Genomic DNA, 21,480 nt, shown 5'->3' with positions numbered 1-21,480 from the left:
ATTTTGTCTAGTATTCCCGATTCCGGTACCACCATTTTCTGGCGCCCGAATGTATGAAGGTATCCAAGGATTCAGGGCCGTTGGACTCCCTCTCATAGGATTCCAGATATGAGGTGCGATCCTCGCCTAAAGTGCTGAATATGGCATCAACGTATTTCCAGGTGAGCTGAAGCTCATCCCATCTGGTGAAGAGAGTGGAGTCTCCATGAAGCGCATCCAGAATGAGTTTTTCATATGAATCAGGAGAGTTGAACAGATAGAGACAGCTTTGGCAGTAATCCATTTCCACCATGGCCATCTGATCCACTACGCCAGGTTTCTTCACATTAAGATGAAGGGTGATGCCCTCATCAGGCTGGATTTTGATTTCTAGAATATTCGGCTCACTGTCCTTTTCTTCACCATATAGAGTGCTTTTCTTAAACTCTATGGTGATCTGAGCGGTTTTGTTCTTTAAAGCCTTTCCAGTAAGAAGGTAGAAAGGTACACCTTGCCACCGCTCATTGTCAATGTAGACCTTTGTGGCCACCAGTGTTTCTGTCTGAGAGGACGCTGAGACCTTGTCTTCTTTTTTGTATCCGGAATACTGGCCAAGAATCAGCTGCTCGTTTAGAGTATCAGGCTGGAAAGGGACCAGTTTTTCAAAGACTTTGACTTTTTCATTCCGCACATCATCCGCATCCAGTGATTTTGGGGGTTCCATTGCAGTGACTGCCAAAAGCTGCAGCAAATGGTTCTGAACCATATCCCTCAGTGCACCTGTATGGTCATAGTATCCTCCTCGAGTGCCCACTCCTTCCTTTTCGAGTACGGTGATTTGAACATTGTTTATGTGGTGCCTGTTCCAGATTGATTCAAAGATTGCGTTCTGGAATCTCAGCATATGGGTGTTCTGGATCATTTCTTTTGCCACATAATGATCGATTCGATATATGTCTTTTTCTTCGAACACTTCAGAAATGGAAGCGTTGAGTTTTTCAGCGCTGGAAAGATCCTGCCCGAAAGGTTTTTCGATGACAAGTCTCTGCCATGCTGAGTCCATTGTTCTAATACCGCTGTTCTCCAGCTGGTGTACGATTTCGCTGAAGTAATCCGGAGAAACTGCCAGATAAAAGAGATAGCTGTTTTCTTTGTTTTCGTCCTTTCCGGACTGCTCGAGGAGGTTCTTCAACTCTTTGTAGTCTTCTGCATCTTCAAATTTCAATTTGAAATAGGATACCTTTTTAGAAAACTCCTCATAACTCTCTTCTTCAAAGTTTCTCGAAGAAAACTTCTTGGTGGATTCCAGAATCTCACTACGGTATTCATCTGATGTTTTGTCTCTGCGCCCAATGGAAATAACTGAAAAATCCTTAGGGAGAAAACCGTTGATTTCCAGCTGGTACAGCGCTGGGATCAGTTTTCTGTGGGTCAGGTCACCTGTACCTCCAAAGATCAGCATCGTCGTTTTTGTATGTTCCGTGTTTTTTTCGTGATTTGTCATATATAGGACCTCCTGATATTCAGATAAAGAGGCTTCACAGTCTCCGATTGTGTAAAATTTAATTGGTTTTATTATAGCACAGAGTTGGCTGCTAGTAGAACTAATAATATGGCAGAACCTCAGTGGGACAAATATGTACGCCAGGACGTGATGAATGACAAGTTTGGAACTTCTGATAAAGCACATTAAATCCTTGGGTTCCAATTCCATTCATAATATGCGCTGAGAGTTAATGATTTGTTTACAGTATTCTTCTCTTTTTTTACATAAATCTATTTTAAAATAGGAGTGTATGGAGTATAATGTACCTGTGGGACAAAAATGGATATGGTGGGACAAAAAAGTACAGGGGTGAATTCAGGTGAATAGTTTCTTAAAAATTCAGCAGAAGATAATTCCTGAAGCCACTGCGCTGCTTGAAAGGCGCTACAACATTTTAAGGACCATCTTCAATCATCAGCCCATTGGAAGACGAACCCTGTCCCAAAAGCTGGAACTGGGAGAACGGACCGTACGTGGAGATCTGGATTTCTTAAAATCCATGGACTTCATTGATGTGTCTTTGCCTGGTGTCAGTTTAACAGAGAAAGGCATTGATATGCTGAATAATCTGAGGGCGCTGGTTTCTGAAATCAAAGGTTTGGATGATATGGAGACTGTGCTCAAGAGAGAACTGGGCTATCAAAAAATCATCGTGGTTCCCGGAGACTCTGATAAAGATCCGAATGTGAAAAGAGAGCTTGGAAACGTGGCAGCACTATACTTATCCAGTGTCATTCGAAGCCAGGATGTTATTGCGCTCACGGGCGGAAGCACCATCAAAGAAATGGTGACCAGCTTTCCGAAAATGGATTTCAGAGACAATCTCATCGTTCCTGCACGGGGAAGCCTCGGGAAAATCCTGGATATTCAGTCAAACAATGTGGTAGCCGCATTAGCTGAGAAAGTGAATGCAGGATATAAGCTTCTGAATGTGCCGGATAATTTGAGCAGTGAGTCACTGGAAGTGCTCCTAAAAGAGCGTGAGATCAAAGAAGTGGTGGATCTCATACGGAAAGCCCAGATTGTTGTGCTTGGAATTGGTAGAGCGGACAAAATGGCAAAACGCAGAGGCCTGTCGGAGGATGAAATCTCGGAACTCATTGTGGATGGTGCTGTAGGAGAGGCTTTTGGTGCCTATTTCGGGAAGAGTGGCAGGGTTATCAGGAAGATTAATTCTGTAGGCGTATCTCTCGATGATTTCAGCAAAGTAAGACATCTTATTGCGGTAACTGGGGGCTCTTCAAAGGCAGAAGCCATTGAGGCAGTCCGATTGAAGAATGACAATGCAGTCCTGATTACAGATGAGGGCGCTGCAAGAAAAATCGTATCGATATTAAAATCTCAATACATTGAGTTTTAAATAAATAAACATATTTTAGGAGGAGAGTTAAAAATGGCAGAAGTTTTAGTAGGTGTTAATGGTTTTGGTAGAATTGGTAGACTTGCATTCAGAGCAGCTCTAGAGAATCCAGAAGTAAGAGTGGTAGGAGTCAATGATCCATTCATCGATTTAGACTACATGGTATACATGATCAAGTATGATTCCGTACACGGACAGTTCAAAGGAACAGTTGAAGTGGACGAAGCTAACCACAGCCTCATCGTCAATGGAGAAACTGTAAAGATTTTCTCTGAAATGGAAGCTGGAAACATCGACTGGAAGAGTGTAGGAGCTGAGTATATTCTTGAATGTACCGGAATCAACACCACCATCGACAAGGCATCCGCTCACATGAAGGGTGGCGCTAAGAAGGTTGTTATTTCCGCACCTTCAGCTGATGCTCCAATGTTCGTCATGGGCGTCAACAACAAGAGCTACACAAAGGATATGACAGTAATCTCCAATGCTTCTTGTACAACAAACTGCCTGGCTCCTCTAGCTAAGGTAATCAACGACAAGTTTGGTATTGTTGAAGGTCTTATGACTACTGTTCACTCCACAACAGCTACACAGAAGACTGTTGACGGACCTTCCAAGAAGGACTGGAGAGGTGGAAGAGCTGCAGCTGCTAACATCATTCCATCATCCACTGGTGCTGCTAAGGCAGTAGGAAAGGTTATTCCAGAACTGAACGGCAAGCTGACAGGTATGTCCTTCAGAGTTCCTACCATCAACGTTTCAGTTGTAGACCTTACCTGCAGACTGGAAAAGCCAGCAACATATGCAGAAATCAAGGCTGCTGTGAAGGAAGCTTCCGAAAATGAACTGAAGGGTATCCTTGGATACACAGAAGATGCTGTGGTTTCCACAGACTTCATCCATGACCCAAGAACCAGTATTTTCGATGCAGACGCAGGAATTTCCCTGAACGACAACTTTGTAAAGCTTGTATCCTGGTATGACAACGAATGGGGTTATTCCAACAAGCTGGTAGACCTGGTTGCTTATGCAGCAAAGGTAGACGCTGAGTAACATTTAAAACAGAAAGGTCTGGTCGAATAGTCTTGGCTATGGGGCCAGACCTTTTCAAGGTGTAATAAAATTCGAGGTGAAAAGAATGAGTTATAATAAAAAGACCATTGAAGACATAAAGGTTTCCGGCAAGAAAGTACTTGTCCGATGCGACTTCAACGTACCACTGAAAGACGGAACCATCACCGATGAAAACAGACTCTTAGGCGCACTGCCAACCATCAAGTATCTCATAGACAATGGAGGAAGAGTCATTCTCTGTTCCCATCTTGGAAAACCAAAGGGACCAGATGCGAAGTTCACACTGGCTCCAGTAGCCAAGAGGCTTTCAGAACTTCTTGAGAAGGATGTTGTTTTTGCAGCAGACGATGAAGTGGTAGGCGTGAATGCACGTAAAGCAGTTTCAGAGATGAATGACGGAGACGTGGTTCTACTGGAGAATACCAGATTCAGAGCAGAAGAAAGCAAAAATGGAGAAGCCTTCTCCAAAGATCTTTCCGAGCTTTGTGATGTGTATGTGAATGATGCATTCGGTACCGCACATAGAGCCCATTCCTCCACAGAAGGGGTAACAAAATTTGTGGATACTGCCGTTGCCGGATATCTCATCAACAAGGAACTGAAATTCCTGGGAGAAGCGGTAAACAATCCAGTAAGACCATTTGTTGCGATTCTTGGTGGAGCGAAGGTTTCAGACAAGATTAATGTCATCAATGCACTTCTGGATAAAGTGGATACCCTCATCATTGGTGGCGGTATGAGCTACACCTTCCTGAAGGCTATGGGATATACTGTAGGTACTTCTCTTCTGGAAGAAGATAAAGTAGATTATGCGAAGGATATGATGGACAAAGCCAAAGAAAAAGGCGTTGAGCTTCTTCTTCCTGTGGATAACGTGGTTGCAGACAAGTTCAGTGCAGATGCAGAACCTGTAACGACAGAAGACCAGAATATTCCTGAAGGATATATGGGACTTGACATTGGACCAAAGTCCGCGAAGCTTTATGCAGATGCGGTAAAGGGCGCAAAAACCGTTATCTGGAACGGGCCAATGGGTGTCTTCGAATTTGAGAATTTTGCCAAGGGAACCATCGCAGTAGCGGAAGCTATGGCAGAAGCGGATGCGACTACAGTCATCGGTGGAGGAGACTCTGCTGCGGCAGTTAACATTCTTGGATTTGGTGATAAGATGAGCCACATCTCCACTGGAGGCGGCGCATCACTTGAATTCCTGGAAGGCAAGGTTCTTCCTGGTATTGCAGCCCTGAACGATAAATAGAGGAGGCGACATAATGCGTAAGCCAATTATTGCTGGTAACTGGAAAATGCACTACACTGTGGATGAAGCGGTGAAAGTTGCAAGAGAACTGAAGGAACTGGTGAAGGATGCAGAAGCAGATGTTGTCATCTGCGCTCCTTACATTCAGCTGCCCGCACTTGTGGAAGAGCTGAAAGGCACCAATGTTAAAGTGGGTGCACAGAATATGCATTTCGAAGAGAAAGGCGCATTCACCGGTGAAATTGCACCTGCAATGCTGACGGATCTCGGAGTGGAATATGTCATCATCGGACATTCTGAAAGAAGACAGTACTTCAATGAAACAGACGAGACTGTGAACATGAAGCTGAAAACAGCATACAGACATGGTCTGAAGCCAATCCTTTGTGTGGGAGAATCTCTGGAAGAAAGAGAAAATGGAACCACCAAGGATGTGATTGAAAATCAGATCAACAAAGCTTTCTTTGAAGTAAGCCCTGAAGATGCAAAGGAAACAGTCATTGCTTATGAACCAATCTGGGCCATTGGTACTGGAAAGACTGCCACAAGTGAGCAGGCTAATGAGACCATCGGACAGATCAGAGAAATGGTGGGCAATCTTTATGGAGCTGGTATTGCAGCTGCGGTACGTATTCAGTATGGCGGTTCTGTGAAGCCAAGCACCATCAAGGAACAGATGGGCATGTCTGACATCGATGGCGCACTTGTTGGTGGAGCCAGTCTTCTGGCAGATGATTTTTCTAAGATTGTAAAATTCTAAGTCTATGATGTGAAGAAGCGAAGCTTCCAAGCGCAGGGAAGAGTCATTCTTCCCTGCGATCTAAAGACAAACTGGAGGAATATTCATGAAAAAACCTGTAATGCTGATGATCCTGGACGGATTCGGCTTAACAGACAACACCCTGGGAAATGCAGTAAAAGCTGCAAATCTTCCTAATTTTGACTACTACTGGGAAAACTATCCTCATACTACCATAGAGGCATCAGGCCTTGCGGTGGGTCTTCCCGAAGGGCAGATGGGAAACTCAGAAGTTGGCCATATGAACATCGGTGCCGGAAGAGTCATCTTCCAGGAACTGACCAAAATTACCCACGAAATCAAGACAGGAAATTTCTTCAGCAATGAGAACCTCAATCTTGCTGTTGACAATGCCATTAAGAATGGTGGAGATCTTCACCTTCTTGGGCTTTTATCCAATGGAGGAGTCCACTCCCACATTGATCACATCAAAGCACTGGTAAAGCTTGCAAAAGATAAAGGTCTAAACCGTGTTTACGTCCATGGATTCATGGACGGCAGAGATGTGTCCCCAACCTCCGGTATCGAGTTTGTCAAAGAGCTGGAAGCATATTTTTCAGAGGTTGGTGTTGGGAAGATTGCGACCATCAGTGGACGCTATTACGCCATGGACAGAGACAACAGATGGGAGAGGGTTGAGAAAGCCTACAATGTTCTTGTGTATGGCAAGGGAGAATACAAGGAGTCAGCTGAAGCGTGCATGGTAGATACTTATGCAGGTGGAGTGACAGATGAGTTTGTGCTGCCTACTGTGATCGGAACAGAAGGAAACCCTACAGCCACCATCAAGAATGGTGATTCGGTCATATTCTACAACTTCAGACCTGACCGTGGAAGAGAAATGACAAGAGCGCTGAATGATAAGGTATTCTCAGGTTTTGAAAGAGAAACTCTGGATCTTACTTATGTGACACTGACCCAGTATGACAACACACTGGAGAATGTTCATGTGGCTTATCTGCCAACGAATTTCGACAACACATTAGGAAAGTATGTGGCAGATCATGGTATCAAGCAGCTTAGAATTGCTGAGACTGAAAAGTATGCTCACGTAACTTTCTTCTTCAATGGTGGCGTGGAAGTACCAAATACTGGAGAAGACCGTGTGCTTGTGGCATCACCAAAGGTTGCCACATATGATCTGAAACCAGAAATGAGTGCAGAAGGTATCACTGAGAAAGTTTGCGAGGCCATGGATCATGAAGACTACGGTCTTGTAATCCTAAACTATGCAAATCCTGATATGGTAGGTCATACCGGTGTCATGGAAGCTGTTGTGAACGCTTTGGAAAATATCGATACATTCATGAAAAGGGTCATCGATAAGGTTCTTGAAAAGAATGGAACGGTGTTTGTCACTGCAGACCATGGTAATGCAGAGCAGCTCATCGATTATGTCACTGGAGGGCCTATGACTGCCCATACAACGAATCCAGTACCTCTTATTTACGTGACCAACGATCCAGAGAAGAAACTCATGGAAGGTGGCAAACTTGCTGATTTAGCGCCTACCATGCTGGAAGAGATGGGTCTTGAGATTCCTGTAGAAATGACAGGGCAATCTCTACTTACCAAGTAACCAACAAAAAAATATATTCGATTCCAAGGAGGAATTCATTCATGAAAAACTACGTAGAAATTATTGATGTTGTTGCAAGACAGATTCTGGACTCCAGAGCATTCCCAACTGTTGAAGTGGAAGTATATCTGGAAGATGGTACTGTAGGACGTGCAGCTGTTCCATCAGGTGCTTCCACTGGTATGTTCGAGGCTGTTGAGCTGAGAGATGGAGACAAGGCTGTGTTTGGTGGAAAGGGTGTTCTGAAGGCAGTAGAAAATGTTAATGACACAATCGCTGCTGAAATCATTGGACTCAACGTATTTGATCAGGTAATGATCGACAAGCTGATGATTGAGCTGGACGGAACAAAGAACAAGGGAAACCTTGGAGCAAATGCAATCTTAGGAGTATCCCTTGCAGTAGCTAAGGCAGCAGCAGGATCCCTTGGTCTTCCACTATACCAGTATATCGGTGGTGTGAACGCTAAGACACTTCCAGCGCCAATGATGAACATCATCAACGGTGGATCCCATGCAGACAACAACGTGGATCTTCAGGAATTCATGATTATGCCTTTAGGAGCTGAAAGCTTCTCCCAGGCTATTCAGATGTGCTCACAGACATACCATGTTCTGAAGGGTATTCTGAAGAATAAGGGACTTGCTACTGGTGTTGGTGATGAAGGTGGATTCGCTCCAAACCTGAACTCCAATGAAGAAGCCATTCAGGTTATCATCGAAGCCATTGAAAAAGCAGGATTCACACCAGGCAAGGATATGTTCATTGCTCTGGACCCAGCTTCCTCTGAGTTCTTCGAAGATGGTATGTACAACCTGAAGGGTGAAGGCAGAAAGCTTACACCAGCTGAAATGGTAGACTACTATGCTGAACTGGTTGAAAAGTATCCAATCATCTCCATTGAAGATGGTATGGCTGAAGAAGATTGGGAAGGCTGGAAGCTGATCACAGAAAAGCTTGGCGGCAAGATTCAGCTTGTTGGAGACGATCTGTTCGTAACTAACGTTGAAAGACTGAAGATGGGTATCGAAAGAGGCGTTGCAAACTCCATTCTGATCAAGCTGAACCAGATTGGTTCCCTGACAGAAACACTGGATGCTATTGAAATGGCAAACAGAGCTGGATACACTGCAGTTATCTCCCACAGATCTGGAGAAACTGAAGATGCAACCATCGCTGACTTGGCTGTTGCTCTGAATGCAGGTCAGATCAAGACAGGTGCTCCTGCCAGAAGTGAAAGAGTTGCGAAGTACAACCAGCTTCTCAGAATTGAAGAAGAACTGGATGAAGTAGCTCAGTACAGAGGTCTGAACGGCTTCTTCAACCTGAAGAAGTAGTACTTTAACGTAAATAGTCAGAGGTGCTTTCTTTTGAAAGCACCTCTGTTATTTTCTGCAAAATCTATGAGGTTGAGGACTTTTATGGTATCATAGGAGAGAGAAATCACATGGAATTGTATCCTCTTATTGTGGCAGAAGAAGAAGTATGCTAGAATAAGATGTTAGTGAATCAGGAGGGATAGTATGGAAACTGTTTTGATTATTGTGGAATTTATTCTGGCCATTATTATGATTGCGCTGGTCTTAATGCAGCAGAGCAAGTCTGACGGACTGAAGGGTCTTACAGGTGGAAGCTCACAGGACTCATTCTTCAGCAAAAACCGTGGAAGAACCGGGGAAGCTTTCCTGAAAAAGCTTACTGTGATTACTGCGATCTTGTTTGCAATTAATACCATAGCAATGAATATGATTTAGTGATGAATGCTGCCTTCGGGCAGCATTTTTGCGTTGGGGGAGGTACGGTATGAATATAACGAAATTAGTTTTAACTGTGTTTGCCTTGAGTCTTCTGACTTTAACTGCTTGTAGCAAGGAAGAAAAAGATGATATGAAAAGTGCCTTTCCAGAGGAACCATTTGTGCTGCAGGTTCAGGAAGGAACACTGCATGGTTCTATCATGTATCCTGCAGATAAGATCATAGAAGCTGTAGTGATACTTGTCCCGGGATCAGGACCTACAGATCGCAATGGTAACAACCCTCAGGCTCAAGGAAACAATCATTTGAGGCTTCTTGCGGAAGCACTTGCACAAAATGGATATGCGACTCTTCGGTATGACAAGCGAGGCATTGGAGAAAGCAAGGGTCTTGTGAAGAAAGAAAGCGAGCTTACTTTCGATCTTGCCATCGAGGATGTGGTGAGGATTTCAGAAGAACTGAAGTCACTTGGTTTTTCCAGACTCATTCTCTTAGGACACAGTGAAGGCGCATTGATCGCAGAAGCGGCTATGTTGAAGGCGTCTCTTTATGAAGGGCTGATTCTTGTTTCCGGGTCCGCGTCACCTGCAGATGAGCTTATACTAAATCAGCTGAAATCTGCAGATCAGGATCTGGCGGACCTTGCAGAACCTATTGTTGCCTCTCTAAAAAATGGAGACGAGGTTCCGAAGGTTCCTGTTTCTTTGTTTTCTCTTTTCAGACCCTCTGTGCAGCCTTATCTCATTTCCTGGTTTGCATATGATCCTGAAAGCCTCATGGAGAATATTGATAAGCCAGCACTAATCCTTCATGGAGATCGAGATTTGCAGGTGCCCGTGACAGACGCTTCTGTTCTCTTTCATGCTTCATCTCACGGAACACTGGAAATCATTGAAGGAATGAACCACATTCTGAAAGAGTCACCGGAAGACCGCGAAGGGAATCTTGCCACCTACAGTATGGAAAATTTACCTCTTCATGAGGATTTTCTGAATAAACTTATTGAATTTTTAGAAAAATTACAATAAAATTGGAACATGAGAACTCATTCATCATAATAATATGGGGGGTATGTTATGGAAACGGTTTTTCTTGTGACGGGTGTTGTTGGGGTGTTTTCGATTTTCTGGGCTTTGCTGCTGGCGCTGCACATCAGAAAACAGGACAGTGGTTCTGAACGAATGAAAGAGATTTCTGAGTACATTCACAGGGGAGCTTTGGCTTTTCTGAAGAGTGAATACAAATATCTCAGTTTGTTCATCACCGCTGTTTTTTTTATTCTGATTTTTGCTGTGGATCTCCGTTCCGCCTTCGCTTTCCTTGTGGGTGCAGTTTTTTCAATCCTAGCCGGATTTTTAGGTATGGTGGTTGCAACAAAAGCCAATGTGCGAACCGCAGAAGCAGCACGCCACAGTCAGAATAAAGCGCTTCGTATCGCTTTTTCCGGTGGAGCAGTCATGGGACTTTGCGTCGTGGGATTAGGAGTTATCGGTATCGGGTTCTTATTGACAATCTTTTCAGAGGATGCGATTCCTCTTACAGGATTTGCCTTGGGTGCGTCTTCGATCGCACTTTTTGCCAGAGTGGGTGGAGGAATCTTTACGAAAGCTGCCGATGTTGGCGCGGATCTTGTGGGCAAGGTGGAAGCACATATCCCTGAGGATGATCCCCGAAATCCTGCTGTCATAGCGGACAATGTGGGGGATAATGTGGGGGATGTGGCGGGAATGGGCGCCGATCTTTTTGAATCCTATGTGGGCTCCATCATTTCCTCCGTAACCCTTGGCTATCTGGTACTTGAACAGTATGGAGCCGTATTTCCACTGGTCCTTTCATCCATAGGCATCCTAGCCTCTATTATAGGCATCATCATAGCGACAAAGGCCAACGGAGAAAATCCGCAGAAAGCACTAAATACAGGAACCTATACAGCAGGCCTTCTTGTTATGGTGGGCACCTTTATTTTAAGTAAAGTAGTGCTGGATTCCTACAATGCATTTTTTGCAGTAACTGCTGGTCTTATCATCGGAATTCTAATCGGTAGAATCACGGAAGTCTATACCTCAGCAGACTTCAGGAGTGTCAAGACCATCGCGCTGGATTCAGTGACAGGTTCTGCAACCAACATCATATCGGGTCTAGGCGTGGGCATGTTTTCAACCATGGTGCCCACGGTGCTGATTGTACTTGGGGTGCTTCTCTCTTACTTTGTTATGGGAGGGAATGAGAATGCCACCATGGGGCTATATGGTATTTCTCTAGCGGCGGTGGGTATGCTGTCCACAACGGGAATCACCGTTGCAGTGGATGCCTATGGACCCATCGCGGACAATGCGGGAGGGATTGCACAGATGGCGGATCTTCCACCTGAAGTGCGTGAAATCACAGATAAGCTGGATTCTGTTGGAAATACAACGGCTGCCATGGGAAAAGGATTTGCCATTGGATCAGCAGCACTAACAGCACTTTCTCTTTTTGCTTCCTATGCAGAAAGTGTAGAGTTATCCAGCATCAATCTTCTGAACCCATTGAGTCTGGTAGGACTCTTTATCGGTGGAATGCTTCCATTTCTCTTTGCTGCACTTACCATGAACTCTGTTGGAAAGGCAGCCAATGAAATGGTCATGGAGGTAAGAAGACAGTTCAGAGAAATTGATGGAATCATGGATGGCTCAGGAAAGCCGGATTATGACAGATGTGTAGCCATTTCCACGAAAGCTGCGCTTCGTGAGATGATTCTTCCAGGGATACTGGCTGTTGTCATTCCCGTGGGGGTGGGGCTTCTTCTTGGAGCTGAAACCCTTGGAGGACTTATAGCTGGAGCTGTTGTCACTGGCGTTCTGCTTGCGATTATGATGTCCAATGCCGGTGGGGCGTGGGACAATGCAAAGAAATATATTGAGTCCGGAGAACATGGAGGAAAGGGAAGTGAAGCCCATACGGCAGGAATCGTTGGTGATACTGTGGGAGACCCTTTTAAGGATACATCCGGTCCTTCCATGAATATACTCATCAAGCTGATGTCTATCGTCGCACTTGTGTTTGCCCCAGTCATTGTGGAATATGGTGGGATATTGCTGAAGCTGATTGTTTCATAGAAGCTGAGATCCAAGCCGGGTATATCCTGGCTTTTTTCGGGATGACTTCTGTATTTTTGATCATTTCTGGAATAAACATGTAAATACTTCGTAAAATAATGAAGTATAATACAGTATTCCAAAAAATATCGAACATCGTTCACACTTTTTCTGTATACTAAAGATAACGAGTAAAAGCAAGAAAACCAATTGATTGGAGGGCATATATGTTAGTGGAGAAAATACTGGCCATGGTCAGTGACCATCAGTACCGTCCTATGACGATAGATGAGATGGCGCAAGTTTTAGGGTTTGAGAAACAGGAGAAAAAAGTACTGAGAAATACCGTGGAGGAGCTTCTAAAAGAAGGTTCTCTTCTGAAAATCAAAAAAGAGAAGATTGTTCTTCCAGAGCGTTATGGCGTTTATGTGGGAAGAATTGATGTGAACAAGAGAGGATTTGGATTTGTTTTCCGTGGAGAAGGGAAAGGGGATATTTTTGTTCCCGAAAATGCCTTAAAAACTGCAATGAACGGAGATAAAGTTCAAGTGAAGCTCATTCGTGAGAATGCAGGAACAAGACGAGCAGAAGGTGAGATTCTAGAAGTTCTGGAAAGAAAAAACAGTAAAATCATCGGAGTGTACGAACAGACCAAAGCCTTTGGATTTGTCAGCCCAGAGGACCAGAAACTGCAGCATGATGTTTTCATCTCAAAAAGCAACCGTAATTTCGCTGAGACTGGAGATGTGGTTGTGGTGGAAATCACCAAGTGGCCAGAAAAAGGCAGAAATCCCGAAGGTATTATCCTAGAGATATTGGGCAAAAAAGGAGACAAAGGGGTAGACATCCTGACGGTGGTTAAAAAATTCAACCTACCAGAAGCATTTCCACCAAAAGTGCTCAGCTATACAGATTCGCTCTCGGAGACTGCTGAGGAAAAAGAGTTTTCCAAAAGACGGGATCTGCGTGGTGAGAAAATCATGACCATCGACGGCGCAGATGCAAAAGACCTGGATGATGCGGTATCTGTGGTGAAACTTGAAAACGGCTTATACAAACTGAGTGTTCATATTGCGGATGTATCCCATTATGTTCGGGAAAATACACCGCTGGATAAAGAAGCATTTAAAAGAGCGACTTCTGTGTATCTTCTGGATCTTGTGATACCCATGCTGCCTGAAAAACTATCCAATGGCCTTTGTTCACTGAATCCTTTTGAACCGAAACTGGCGCTCAGCTGTGATATGATCATTGACGGTGAAGGTAAAGTGGTGGAGCATGAAATTTATGAGTCTGTCATAGAATCAAAGCTCCGGGCAACCTACGAGGATGTCACAAAAGTGCTTCAGGGAGAGATGAATGAATCCCTTGCTAAATATCAGGAGTTTGTTCCCATGATTGAAGACATGAGAGATCTTCAGAGAATCCTTGAAAAGAAGAGAGAAAAGCGTGGAGCCATTGAGTTTGATTTTCCTGAAAGCAAGATCAAACTGGATAAGCTGGGAAAACCAGTGGAAGTATCTCTGTATCCCCGTGAGATTTCTAATAAGATCATAGAAGAGTTTATGCTTGTCTGCAATGAAACAGTTTCTGAGCATATGTTCTGGACTCATATGCCGTTTATTTACAGGGTGCATGAGGAGCCGGATGAGGAAAAGCTCAAAGCTTTCACAGAGTTTTCTTATAATCTTGGATATCCAGTGAAGCTCTATGCAGGTGTTCAGCCGAAGTCGCTGCAGGAAGTGCTGAAGAAGGTGGAAGGAAAGAAGGAAGAGCCAGTTCTTTCAAAGCTTCTTCTAAGAAGTATGATGCAAGCTAGATATGCACCAGAGAATATTGGCCATTTTGGATTAGCTGCCACGTATTATTCTCATTTCACCTCGCCCATCAGAAGGTATCCGGATCTGATGATTCACCGGATTATTAAGGAATTCTTGCATGGAAAGATCGATGAAAAACGTGTCAGAACCTTGGTTCCCATCGTTTCTGAAGCATCGAAACAGGCATCTGAGATGGAAAGAGTAGCAGTTGATGCAGAACGTGAACTGGATGCGCTGAAGAAAGCAGAGTTTATGCAGCAGCACATCGGAGAAGTGTTTGAGGGTATCATTTCTTCTGTTACCAACTTTGGACTCTTTGTGGAGCTTCCAAGCACCATTGAGGGACTGGTCCATATAACCAGTCTCTATGATGATTATTATGTGTACGATGAAAGGTATATGACGCTCATTGGCGAAAGGACTGGCAAAAAGTATGCCCTTGGAGAAAAAATCCGTGTGCTTGTTGCCAATGTGAATCTTGATTCCCGTGAAATATTCTTTGAAATTGAAGAAGAAGAAAACTAATGCAAAAAATGAGGACCCGCAATGATGCGGGTCCTCATTTTCAGTTCTCTGTGGTAATGACAGTATCATAATTGATGATATAGTCTGCTGGGTTCTTATGAGCCAGTATATAATTGTATTTATATAAAAACTTGTCTGCAAATTTTTTGTGAGCCATTTCTGTGAAATGAATCCCATCCAGATAATACAGTTCAGGTTCCAGTTCCACGTCTGAGAGTATGAATGCTTTATTAAAGTCAATGGTATCGATTCGCTCATCAATACAATAGTCTTCGATGAGCCTTCTGTATCTTTTCAGTGTCGTAGAAGCACTTTCGAAGGACTCCCTGGAGTCAGGATGTTGCTTCGCTGCTGTTTCCACATGAATAAATGGAGGAAGAATGATAATCGGTACAATGCCCGAATTGATGCATTCTTTTATGATCTGCAACACATTATTATAGATGGTATTGGCTGTCCTTCCGGCCAACGCATCATTTGTTCCTGCAAGGATGAACATGGTGTCCGGAGTATGGGAAATAACATCCTCATGTAATCGGAGGAGTATATCAGAAGTAGTATCACCATCATTACCTTTATTTATCAGTGACTGAGTGGATTCTTGCTGAACGAGGTCCAGCCAACTTTTGCCGTTAGCAACACCAAATCCTGTAACCAAGCTGTCTCCGATGATATAGAGTGTCATTTTATCACCACCTGTTTGGGTATTTTACTGATACTGATATTTTACACCATAACATGTAAAAGTTAAATATTTATTAACATTTTAATTTGTTAATTCTTGGTATTTTGGACTTCATTGACGAGGAAGAGATATGGAAAACAGACACAACAGATGAATGATTCAGTTGAAGAGCCTATGCAAAGGGTTCATCGATAAAATGTAAAAAGGAAGGGGGTTCCTTCCTTTTTGTGGTAAACTTCCATATATTCTATTTTTTAAAGCCATTCACCATATTTTTTCAGCACTTCACTATGATAGAAATCGTCCAGCTGGTCTAATGAGGTTAGTATAGAAGGAAGATTGATTTTCTCGACGAGATCTTCTATGATCTTCACACCACGGTCTGCCATTTCCTGTCTTTGTTCAGCGTTTCTTATGACTGGAGTTTGTGCGTGATCTGATTTCTCGCCGAAGTAGTATCCGACGGCAGCAGACTGATAGGCCAGGGAAAAGACATTCTGGAACTGTGATACGGATGACTCAGTTAGTGGTTCCTCCTTTTTATCGGGACATAATGGAACGTCATCAAGTCTTCCCATGATTTTATATGCTCCAACGTAAATATCGTAGAAATTTCCATTAGGAATCAGGTCTTTTGCGTGTTTCATAAGAGCCATAATGATATCCACAAAAAGTATGGGCGTTTTTGTCTCTTCAAAAAAATCTCTCACCAATGGACTGAGCGTCATGTGGGCTGGACCATGGAAACTGAGATAGATTTGACGGTTGAATCCTTGTCTTTTTAGTGATTTTGCGATGGCAAATAGGTAATCGATTCCTTCACGGATTCCTACTTGGACAGTTCCTCGGCCGGCAAGTGTAGCACCTGCGTAAAAGTAGGGAAGATTGTTCAGGATGACAGAGTTTGTTTTTTCTGCCATTTTCAAGGCAATGGCTTCAGAAACCACCGTCTCACAGTCCAGCGGAAAGTCTCCGTGCATCTCTACAGTTCCCACTGGTACGATGATGGTGGAGTTATTTTGCAGGTAGGCTTCCGCTTCATAATTGGTTAATTTTGAAAAAATTCTAGTTCTCATGTGAAACCTCCTTTAGTTGGCTGCTGACAATCGTTTATTTTTCAGTTCCAGCTGAATCTCATCCATTCTCTCTTTTGATAAGTTGAAAATGAGACCAATTCCAATGAGCTGGAGTAGAGTGGTGAGAACAGGCACTGCAGTGGTAAGAGTCCTGATGTTTTCTGCAACCTCTGGAGTTTGAGCAGCAGCACCTGAAACAAAACCAACAATTCCCAGCATCATGCTGGCTAATGTTGAGGCCAGTGTAGAGCCGATTTTCCTAGAGAATGTGTAAATGGAGAACAAAGAACCATCACTTCTCTCTCCCGTAATATACTCATGATAATCTAAAGTATCTGTGACCAAAGCCCAAATCAGCATGATAAATACCGTCTGACCGACATTGCTTATAGTATATAGAAGCAGGAAAAGATATACGTCTTTTATAGGAACAATAAGCAAGAACAAGGAAAAAACAAAGTTTACTGCGGTGGACAGAAGAATCAGATTCCGCTTTCCGTATTTTGCTGACAGCTTTGGTATCACTGGAAAAGCTACAAACATTATGGGAATAGAGCTTAACGAAACAAGGGTCAGAAGCTGAGGCGCATGATAATACTCTTTATAAATGTACGCACCAAGCTGGCTGTTTCCAGTGATATATAGAAGACTTCCAACTGTTGCTACCATCACTCCGATGAGAGGGCGGTTTTTCAGCACACTTTTGAGAACCTTGCTGTAATTAAATTTCTCAGTTTCCACTTTTTTCTGGCGAACTCGTTCGGTGGTGAGTTTCAAAGTCAGGATGTAGCTAAGCAGTGAAAGAACACCAAATAAAATACCGATATAGAAAAAGTTTTCTGGAACCACGTGCCCTTCTTTGTTGAATATGAACTGTGGGACTGCAGAGAGGAATCCTGCACCTACGATGAGACCGCCAAAGGAACGTGCTCTGGAAAGTTTAGTACGTTCTACTGGATCATCTGTGATTACGGCAACTAAAGAGCCATAGGGCATTGAAGTTCCGGTATAGCACATACCATAAAACACATAAACAGCAACTATCCAGATATGTTTGGCTGTTTCGGACCATAGAGAGACATCGTAGAATGCGAGCATTACAGATAATGCCAAGGGAAACATAGCAACCTTAATGTAGGGTTTGAACTTGTCACCTGATTTTCCAAGGGACCATCTGTCTGGGAATGAACCGATAATCGGATCATTGACTGCATCCCACAGTCTTGCACCCAAGAAAAGGGAAGCCATAAAGTAAGGACTCACACCAAGCACGTAGGTGCAGAATGTAAGAAAAAAAGCATCCACATAAAGATTCACAAAACTTCCGGCCATGTCTCCAAAGAGGTATCCTACCTGATCTCTTATACCAAATTTTTTCATATTGTACTCCTTGTGTAATTATTGTTGATCATCTGAAAACGTATTTTCTCATGACAATATAACACTGTGAATACATTGAAAAAATTGCTATAATCATATAAAACATTGCAAATATAGCAAAATTTTCGTACAGTAGAGTACTGAAGAAATGGAGGATTGAGGGTGAAGATGGACCAAAGAAACGGAGACCTTTGCGTATGCACTTTAGAAGAGTTTCTACTTGAGAATGAAAATATGGAGACTTATACTGAAAGATATCTACTGCTGTTCAATAAGTGCAGCGATTTTTCTTTTATGCATGATCACCAGTTTTTTTCCTTAGAAGAAGGAGATATTCTTTTAACAAAAGCGAACACCGACATAAAAATATCCGGCTCGGGCGAGATGGAGAAGAGGAAAGCTTCTATTGTTGTATACTTCAAAGAAAACTTCTGGAGGAGCCTTGTAGAAAGATATCCAGAGCTCAAGGAAGTATTTGAGTTTCCGGACGGAGAGAACTGTTATGTACTTAGAACACCAAGTGCCACTTGGCAAGGGCTGCATTCCGTTGCCTTTATGATGTATTCAGAAAAAGTACAACATAATATCTGCTGCTCCCCAGCCATCGAAGCGCTTTTTATCTCTACACTTGTTCATCTGAACAGAACTTTGTACTTTAGAAAGCTTAAAACTGTAGAGAAAAAAGACAGCGCACAACTTATGAAAGATATGATTAATTACATTCAGGAGCACTATGTGGAAGACTTATCCTTACAGAGAATGTCTGAGATATTTAGTGTAAGTAAGTCAAAAATCACACACCTTTTCAAAGAAAAACATAACTTGACGTTCTATCAGACAGTACTTCAGCAAAGGCTTGTTCATGCGAAGAATGCGATACTTCTTGGCCGTAATATTTCTGAAGTTGCTTATGAGAGTGGGTTTTCTGATTACGCTACCTTCTACAAAGCTTTTGTCAAGACCTTTAAGATGTCTCCAAAAGCCATGCAGATGAAGTCCCGGACTTCCTGAACCATTTTCTACAGCACTCTTAGTGTTTGCTTCTGACGTATTGAGCGATGTGTGCTTTTCACCGCAAAAAATTATAAGGTCTAGACCTAAATGGTCTAGACCTTGTGTGGTGGAGATGAGGGGTGTCGAACCCCTGTCCGAAAGTCGAAGAACAGGACTTTCTACGAGTGTAGCTTTGTAATTAAAATTCCCTCTGGCTTAGTTTACAAGCAGACTTGGCCGTTGGTAGCTTCATTTATTCCGTTCCTGAGGCAAAGCTTACTCAGGCTCGTTTTTCCGCTAATCGGCGCTCTATCCCAGGCAGCGGACATCCCAGGTAGAACGTAGCAGACTAAGCTGCTAGTGCAAAATTATCTTCTGCGTTTATCTTTTCGCCATAGTTTTTTAAAGCAGGTCCATAGCTTCCTTCTACTCGCTTATCAAGTGCTCCATACCCCCGTCGAAGCCAATACATCCCCATGAAGGTATATACTACATTATACGGTGCATTTCTTAAAAATCAATAAAAAATATGGAGAATCAGAAAAGAAGGGGCCTTTCCGCGGCAGCACGTACTATATTTCACCGCCTTCATTGAATATAGGGCAATAGATATCAGAAATATTTGAATTTACAAAAAATGGTTCGTGTTATAGTATTAGATATATGAATAAAGGAGTGCTGTTATGAAAGAGAAAAAAATGCTGGTTATGAACATTGTTTTTGCCATTGCTGTCTATGGGTTGATTTTGTGGCCCCAAGTATCCTATCGGCAGGAAGCTCTGGAAAGTGGTCTGAGCTATGTGGAGTATTACACCATACATGGGGCTAAAGACAGCTATGCAGCATACATTGCTTTAGGCGCACTGATCATTAATGGCATTTATTATTTTGAGAAGATGAGAACCAAGGGGAAATAGAGTCAATTCATGAAGACAAATCTCTGCCAGAAATTGCGGAATGCTTTCTGAATACCTTATAACTTAAGGTTGAAACAAGCTGTGCTAAAAATTATCAAGCAAATAATGAAAAAGTATGATATACTTTTAAAAGCAACTTTTCAGGTAGAGACCATTTGTATACTTCTTTGCAGTATTATGTTTTGGTCATCAGAAATGAATCGGATTCAATGTACAGGAACGCATTGTGTGTTCCTGTTTTTTATGGTTTTTCTGATTTTGCCAGAATTTATAAGATGCAATATTTACTACAGCACAATAAGATGCTGAAAAAGGAGTACTTATGTTATTTACCGATTTAAATCTATCCATACCAATTCAGAAAGCGCTGAAAGAGGCAGAGTACAGTTATGCTACGCCAATCCAGGAACAGTCCATACCACTTCTTTTAGAAGGGAAAGACCTTCTTGGCTGTGCACAGACAGGTACAGGAAAAACGGCTGCTTTCGCATTGCCCATTCTGGAAGCTTTGTCCCAAACACAGACCTTCTCAGGAAAAAGAAAAATACGTTCACTGATTCTTGCACCTACGAGGGAGCTTGCCATTCAGATCAGTGACAGTTTTAAGACCTACAGCAAATATCTGAAACTGAAGACCACGGTTATTTTTGGTGGTGTATCCCAGAATCCACAGACTGAAGTGCTGGGTAGAGGGATTGATATACTTGTAGCAACACCAGGAAGACTTTTGGATCTGATCCAGCAGAGGTTCATTTCTTTGAAAGATGTGGAGCATTTTGTGCTGGATGAAGCAGATATGATGCTGGATATGGGGATGCTTCACGATGTCCGTAAAATCATCACTCATCTTCCTTCAGAAAGACAGTCACTTTTCTTCTCAGCTACCATGCCGAAGGAAATAGAAGTGCTGGCAAACTCAATTTTATCAAAACCTTCTAAGGTCACCATTACTCCGGTGGCGTCAACGGTAGATACCATAGAACAGAGTGTCTATAAAGTGAATAAGGTGAATAAGATCCATCTGCTGACCAATCTCCTTGAAACGCTGGAGATGGACCGTGTTCTTGTTTTTTCAAGAACGAAGCATGGAGCGGATAAAATTGTGAAAGCTCTTGTCAAGATGAACTATAAAGCTCAGGCCATCCATGGAAACAAGTCACAGACAGCAAGGCAGCTGGCGCTGAAGAATTTTAAAGACCGAGAGACGAAAATTCTGGTAGCGACGGATATCGCCGCCCGAGGGATAGATGTGGAAGAACTTTCCCATGTGATTCTCTTTGATCTTCCTGAAGTTCCGGAGACTTATGTCCATAGAATCGGAAGAACTGGAAGAGCGGGACTTGGAGGCATTGCCATCTCCTTTTGTGATGTTGCAGAGGTAAATCTTTTGAGGGATATTGAAAAATTGATCAGCAAAAGGATTCCTGAAGTGAAAGACCATAAGTATCCACTGGAGATTCTCGATACTGTGGATGCACAGACAAAACCTGTGGACCAAAAACAGAATCAGCAGAAACAGAAGCATAAATCAGGAGTAAACCAGTCTTCACAGAGTTTTTCGAAGAAGAGTCAGGTAAACAAGACTGGATATAAAAAAAGCCCATCAAAAAATAAAAAAGCAGTATAGTGTTGAAAAACTGCGAACCTTCATAGAGA

The 21,480-nt window shown here is 42.9% G+C and carries 17 protein-coding genes and 1 other RNA gene; 13 read left to right on the top strand and 5 right to left on the bottom strand.

All coding sequences use genetic code 11. From position 1 onward, the window contains the following. Positions 1-7 precede the first annotated feature (7 nt). On the bottom strand, positions 8-1,483 hold the full coding sequence (gene zwf / locus BM243_RS04245; RefSeq protein WP_074910753.1) for a glucose-6-phosphate dehydrogenase: 1,476 nt from the start codon (positions 1,481-1,483) through the stop codon (positions 8-10). A 361-nt stretch (positions 1,484-1,844) separates the two neighbouring features. On the opposite strand from zwf, the gene BM243_RS04240 reads away from it, so the two are divergent. The 10 genes from BM243_RS04240 to rnr all read left to right on the top strand — a co-directional run bounded on the left by BM243_RS04240 (position 1,845) and on the right by rnr (position 14,773). Further along, positions 1,845-2,885, top strand: coding sequence for a sugar-binding transcriptional regulator (locus BM243_RS04240; RefSeq protein ID WP_074910750.1), 1,041 nt, complete (start codon positions 1,845-1,847; stop codon positions 2,883-2,885). A gap of 33 nt (positions 2,886-2,918) precedes the next feature. Then, positions 2,919-3,938 carry a type I glyceraldehyde-3-phosphate dehydrogenase gene (gene gap, locus BM243_RS04235; protein WP_074910747.1) on the top strand — a complete coding sequence of 340 codons (1,020 nt, stop codon included), beginning with the start codon at positions 2,919-2,921 and terminating at the stop codon, positions 3,936-3,938. Between the two features lie 85 nt (positions 3,939-4,023). Further along, positions 4,024-5,217, top strand: a complete 1,194-nt coding sequence (locus BM243_RS04230; protein WP_074910744.1) for a phosphoglycerate kinase — start codon at positions 4,024-4,026, stop codon at positions 5,215-5,217. A 13-nt stretch (positions 5,218-5,230) separates the two neighbouring features. Then, entirely contained in the window at positions 5,231-5,977 is a 747-nt protein-coding gene (gene tpiA / locus BM243_RS04225; RefSeq protein WP_074910740.1) for a triose-phosphate isomerase, read from the top strand. Positions 5,978-6,062: 85 nt separating this feature from the next. Then, complete coding sequence (gene gpmI, locus BM243_RS04220; protein WP_074910738.1) at positions 6,063-7,595, top strand: 2,3-bisphosphoglycerate-independent phosphoglycerate mutase; 1,533 nt, start codon at positions 6,063-6,065, stop codon at positions 7,593-7,595. 41 nt (positions 7,596-7,636) lie between these two features. Further along, on the top strand, positions 7,637-8,932 hold the full coding sequence (gene eno, locus BM243_RS04215) for a phosphopyruvate hydratase (protein ID WP_031573520.1): 1,296 nt from the start codon (positions 7,637-7,639) through the stop codon (positions 8,930-8,932). A 186-nt stretch (positions 8,933-9,118) separates the two neighbouring features. Continuing rightward, on the top strand, positions 9,119-9,349 hold the full coding sequence (gene secG / locus BM243_RS04210; protein ID WP_031573518.1) for a preprotein translocase subunit SecG: 231 nt from the start codon (positions 9,119-9,121) through the stop codon (positions 9,347-9,349). Between the two features lie 49 nt (positions 9,350-9,398). Further along, complete coding sequence (locus tag BM243_RS04205; protein ID WP_074910735.1) at positions 9,399-10,379, top strand: alpha/beta hydrolase; 981 nt, start codon at positions 9,399-9,401, stop codon at positions 10,377-10,379. Positions 10,380-10,427: 48 nt separating this feature from the next. Next, a complete protein-coding gene (locus BM243_RS04200; protein WP_074910732.1) occupies positions 10,428-12,449 on the top strand; it encodes a sodium-translocating pyrophosphatase in 2,022 nt (673 codons plus the stop codon). Between the two features lie 206 nt (positions 12,450-12,655). Beyond that, on the top strand, positions 12,656-14,773 hold the full coding sequence (rnr, locus tag BM243_RS04195; RefSeq protein WP_074910729.1) for a ribonuclease R: 2,118 nt from the start codon (positions 12,656-12,658) through the stop codon (positions 14,771-14,773). Positions 14,774-14,813: 40 nt separating this feature from the next. Here rnr and BM243_RS04190 read toward each other — a convergent pair whose 3' ends face one another. The 3 genes from BM243_RS04190 to BM243_RS04180 all read right to left on the bottom strand — a co-directional run bounded on the left by BM243_RS04190 (position 14,814) and on the right by BM243_RS04180 (position 17,914). Further along, a complete protein-coding gene (locus BM243_RS04190; RefSeq protein WP_074910726.1) occupies positions 14,814-15,458 on the bottom strand; it encodes a GDSL-type esterase/lipase family protein in 645 nt (214 codons plus the stop codon). A gap of 254 nt (positions 15,459-15,712) precedes the next feature. Further along, positions 15,713-16,534, bottom strand: a complete 822-nt coding sequence (locus tag BM243_RS04185) for a creatininase family protein (RefSeq protein WP_074910724.1) — start codon at positions 16,532-16,534, stop codon at positions 15,713-15,715. A 12-nt stretch (positions 16,535-16,546) separates the two neighbouring features. Continuing rightward, on the bottom strand, positions 16,547-17,914 hold the full coding sequence (locus tag BM243_RS04180; protein ID WP_074910721.1) for an MFS transporter: 1,368 nt from the start codon (positions 17,912-17,914) through the stop codon (positions 16,547-16,549). Positions 17,915-18,082: 168 nt separating this feature from the next. Between BM243_RS04180 and BM243_RS04175 the strand changes: the two genes are divergently transcribed. Next, on the top strand, positions 18,083-18,925 hold the full coding sequence (locus BM243_RS04175; RefSeq protein ID WP_242943508.1) for a helix-turn-helix domain-containing protein: 843 nt from the start codon (positions 18,083-18,085) through the stop codon (positions 18,923-18,925). Positions 18,926-19,032: 107 nt separating this feature from the next. Here BM243_RS04175 and ssrA read toward each other — a convergent pair. Beyond that, positions 19,033-19,383: a transfer-messenger RNA gene (ssrA, locus tag BM243_RS04170) on the bottom strand. Between the two features lie 207 nt (positions 19,384-19,590). Between ssrA and BM243_RS04165 the strand changes: the two genes are divergently transcribed. Next, positions 19,591-19,824: a hypothetical protein gene (locus BM243_RS04165; RefSeq protein WP_074910716.1), complete on the top strand. Its 234-nt coding sequence runs from the start codon at positions 19,591-19,593 to the stop codon at positions 19,822-19,824. Positions 19,825-20,146: 322 nt separating this feature from the next. Continuing rightward, positions 20,147-21,451: a DEAD/DEAH box helicase gene (locus tag BM243_RS04160; RefSeq protein WP_074910714.1), complete on the top strand. Its 1,305-nt coding sequence runs from the start codon at positions 20,147-20,149 to the stop codon at positions 21,449-21,451. Positions 21,452-21,480: the final 29 nt, after the last annotated feature.

It is taken from the genome of Proteiniclasticum ruminis (genome assembly GCF_900115135.1).
Classification (GTDB): Bacteria; Bacillota; Clostridia; order Clostridiales; family Clostridiaceae; genus Proteiniclasticum; species Proteiniclasticum ruminis_A.
This window is presented reverse-complemented; position numbering and strand designations above follow the sequence as displayed.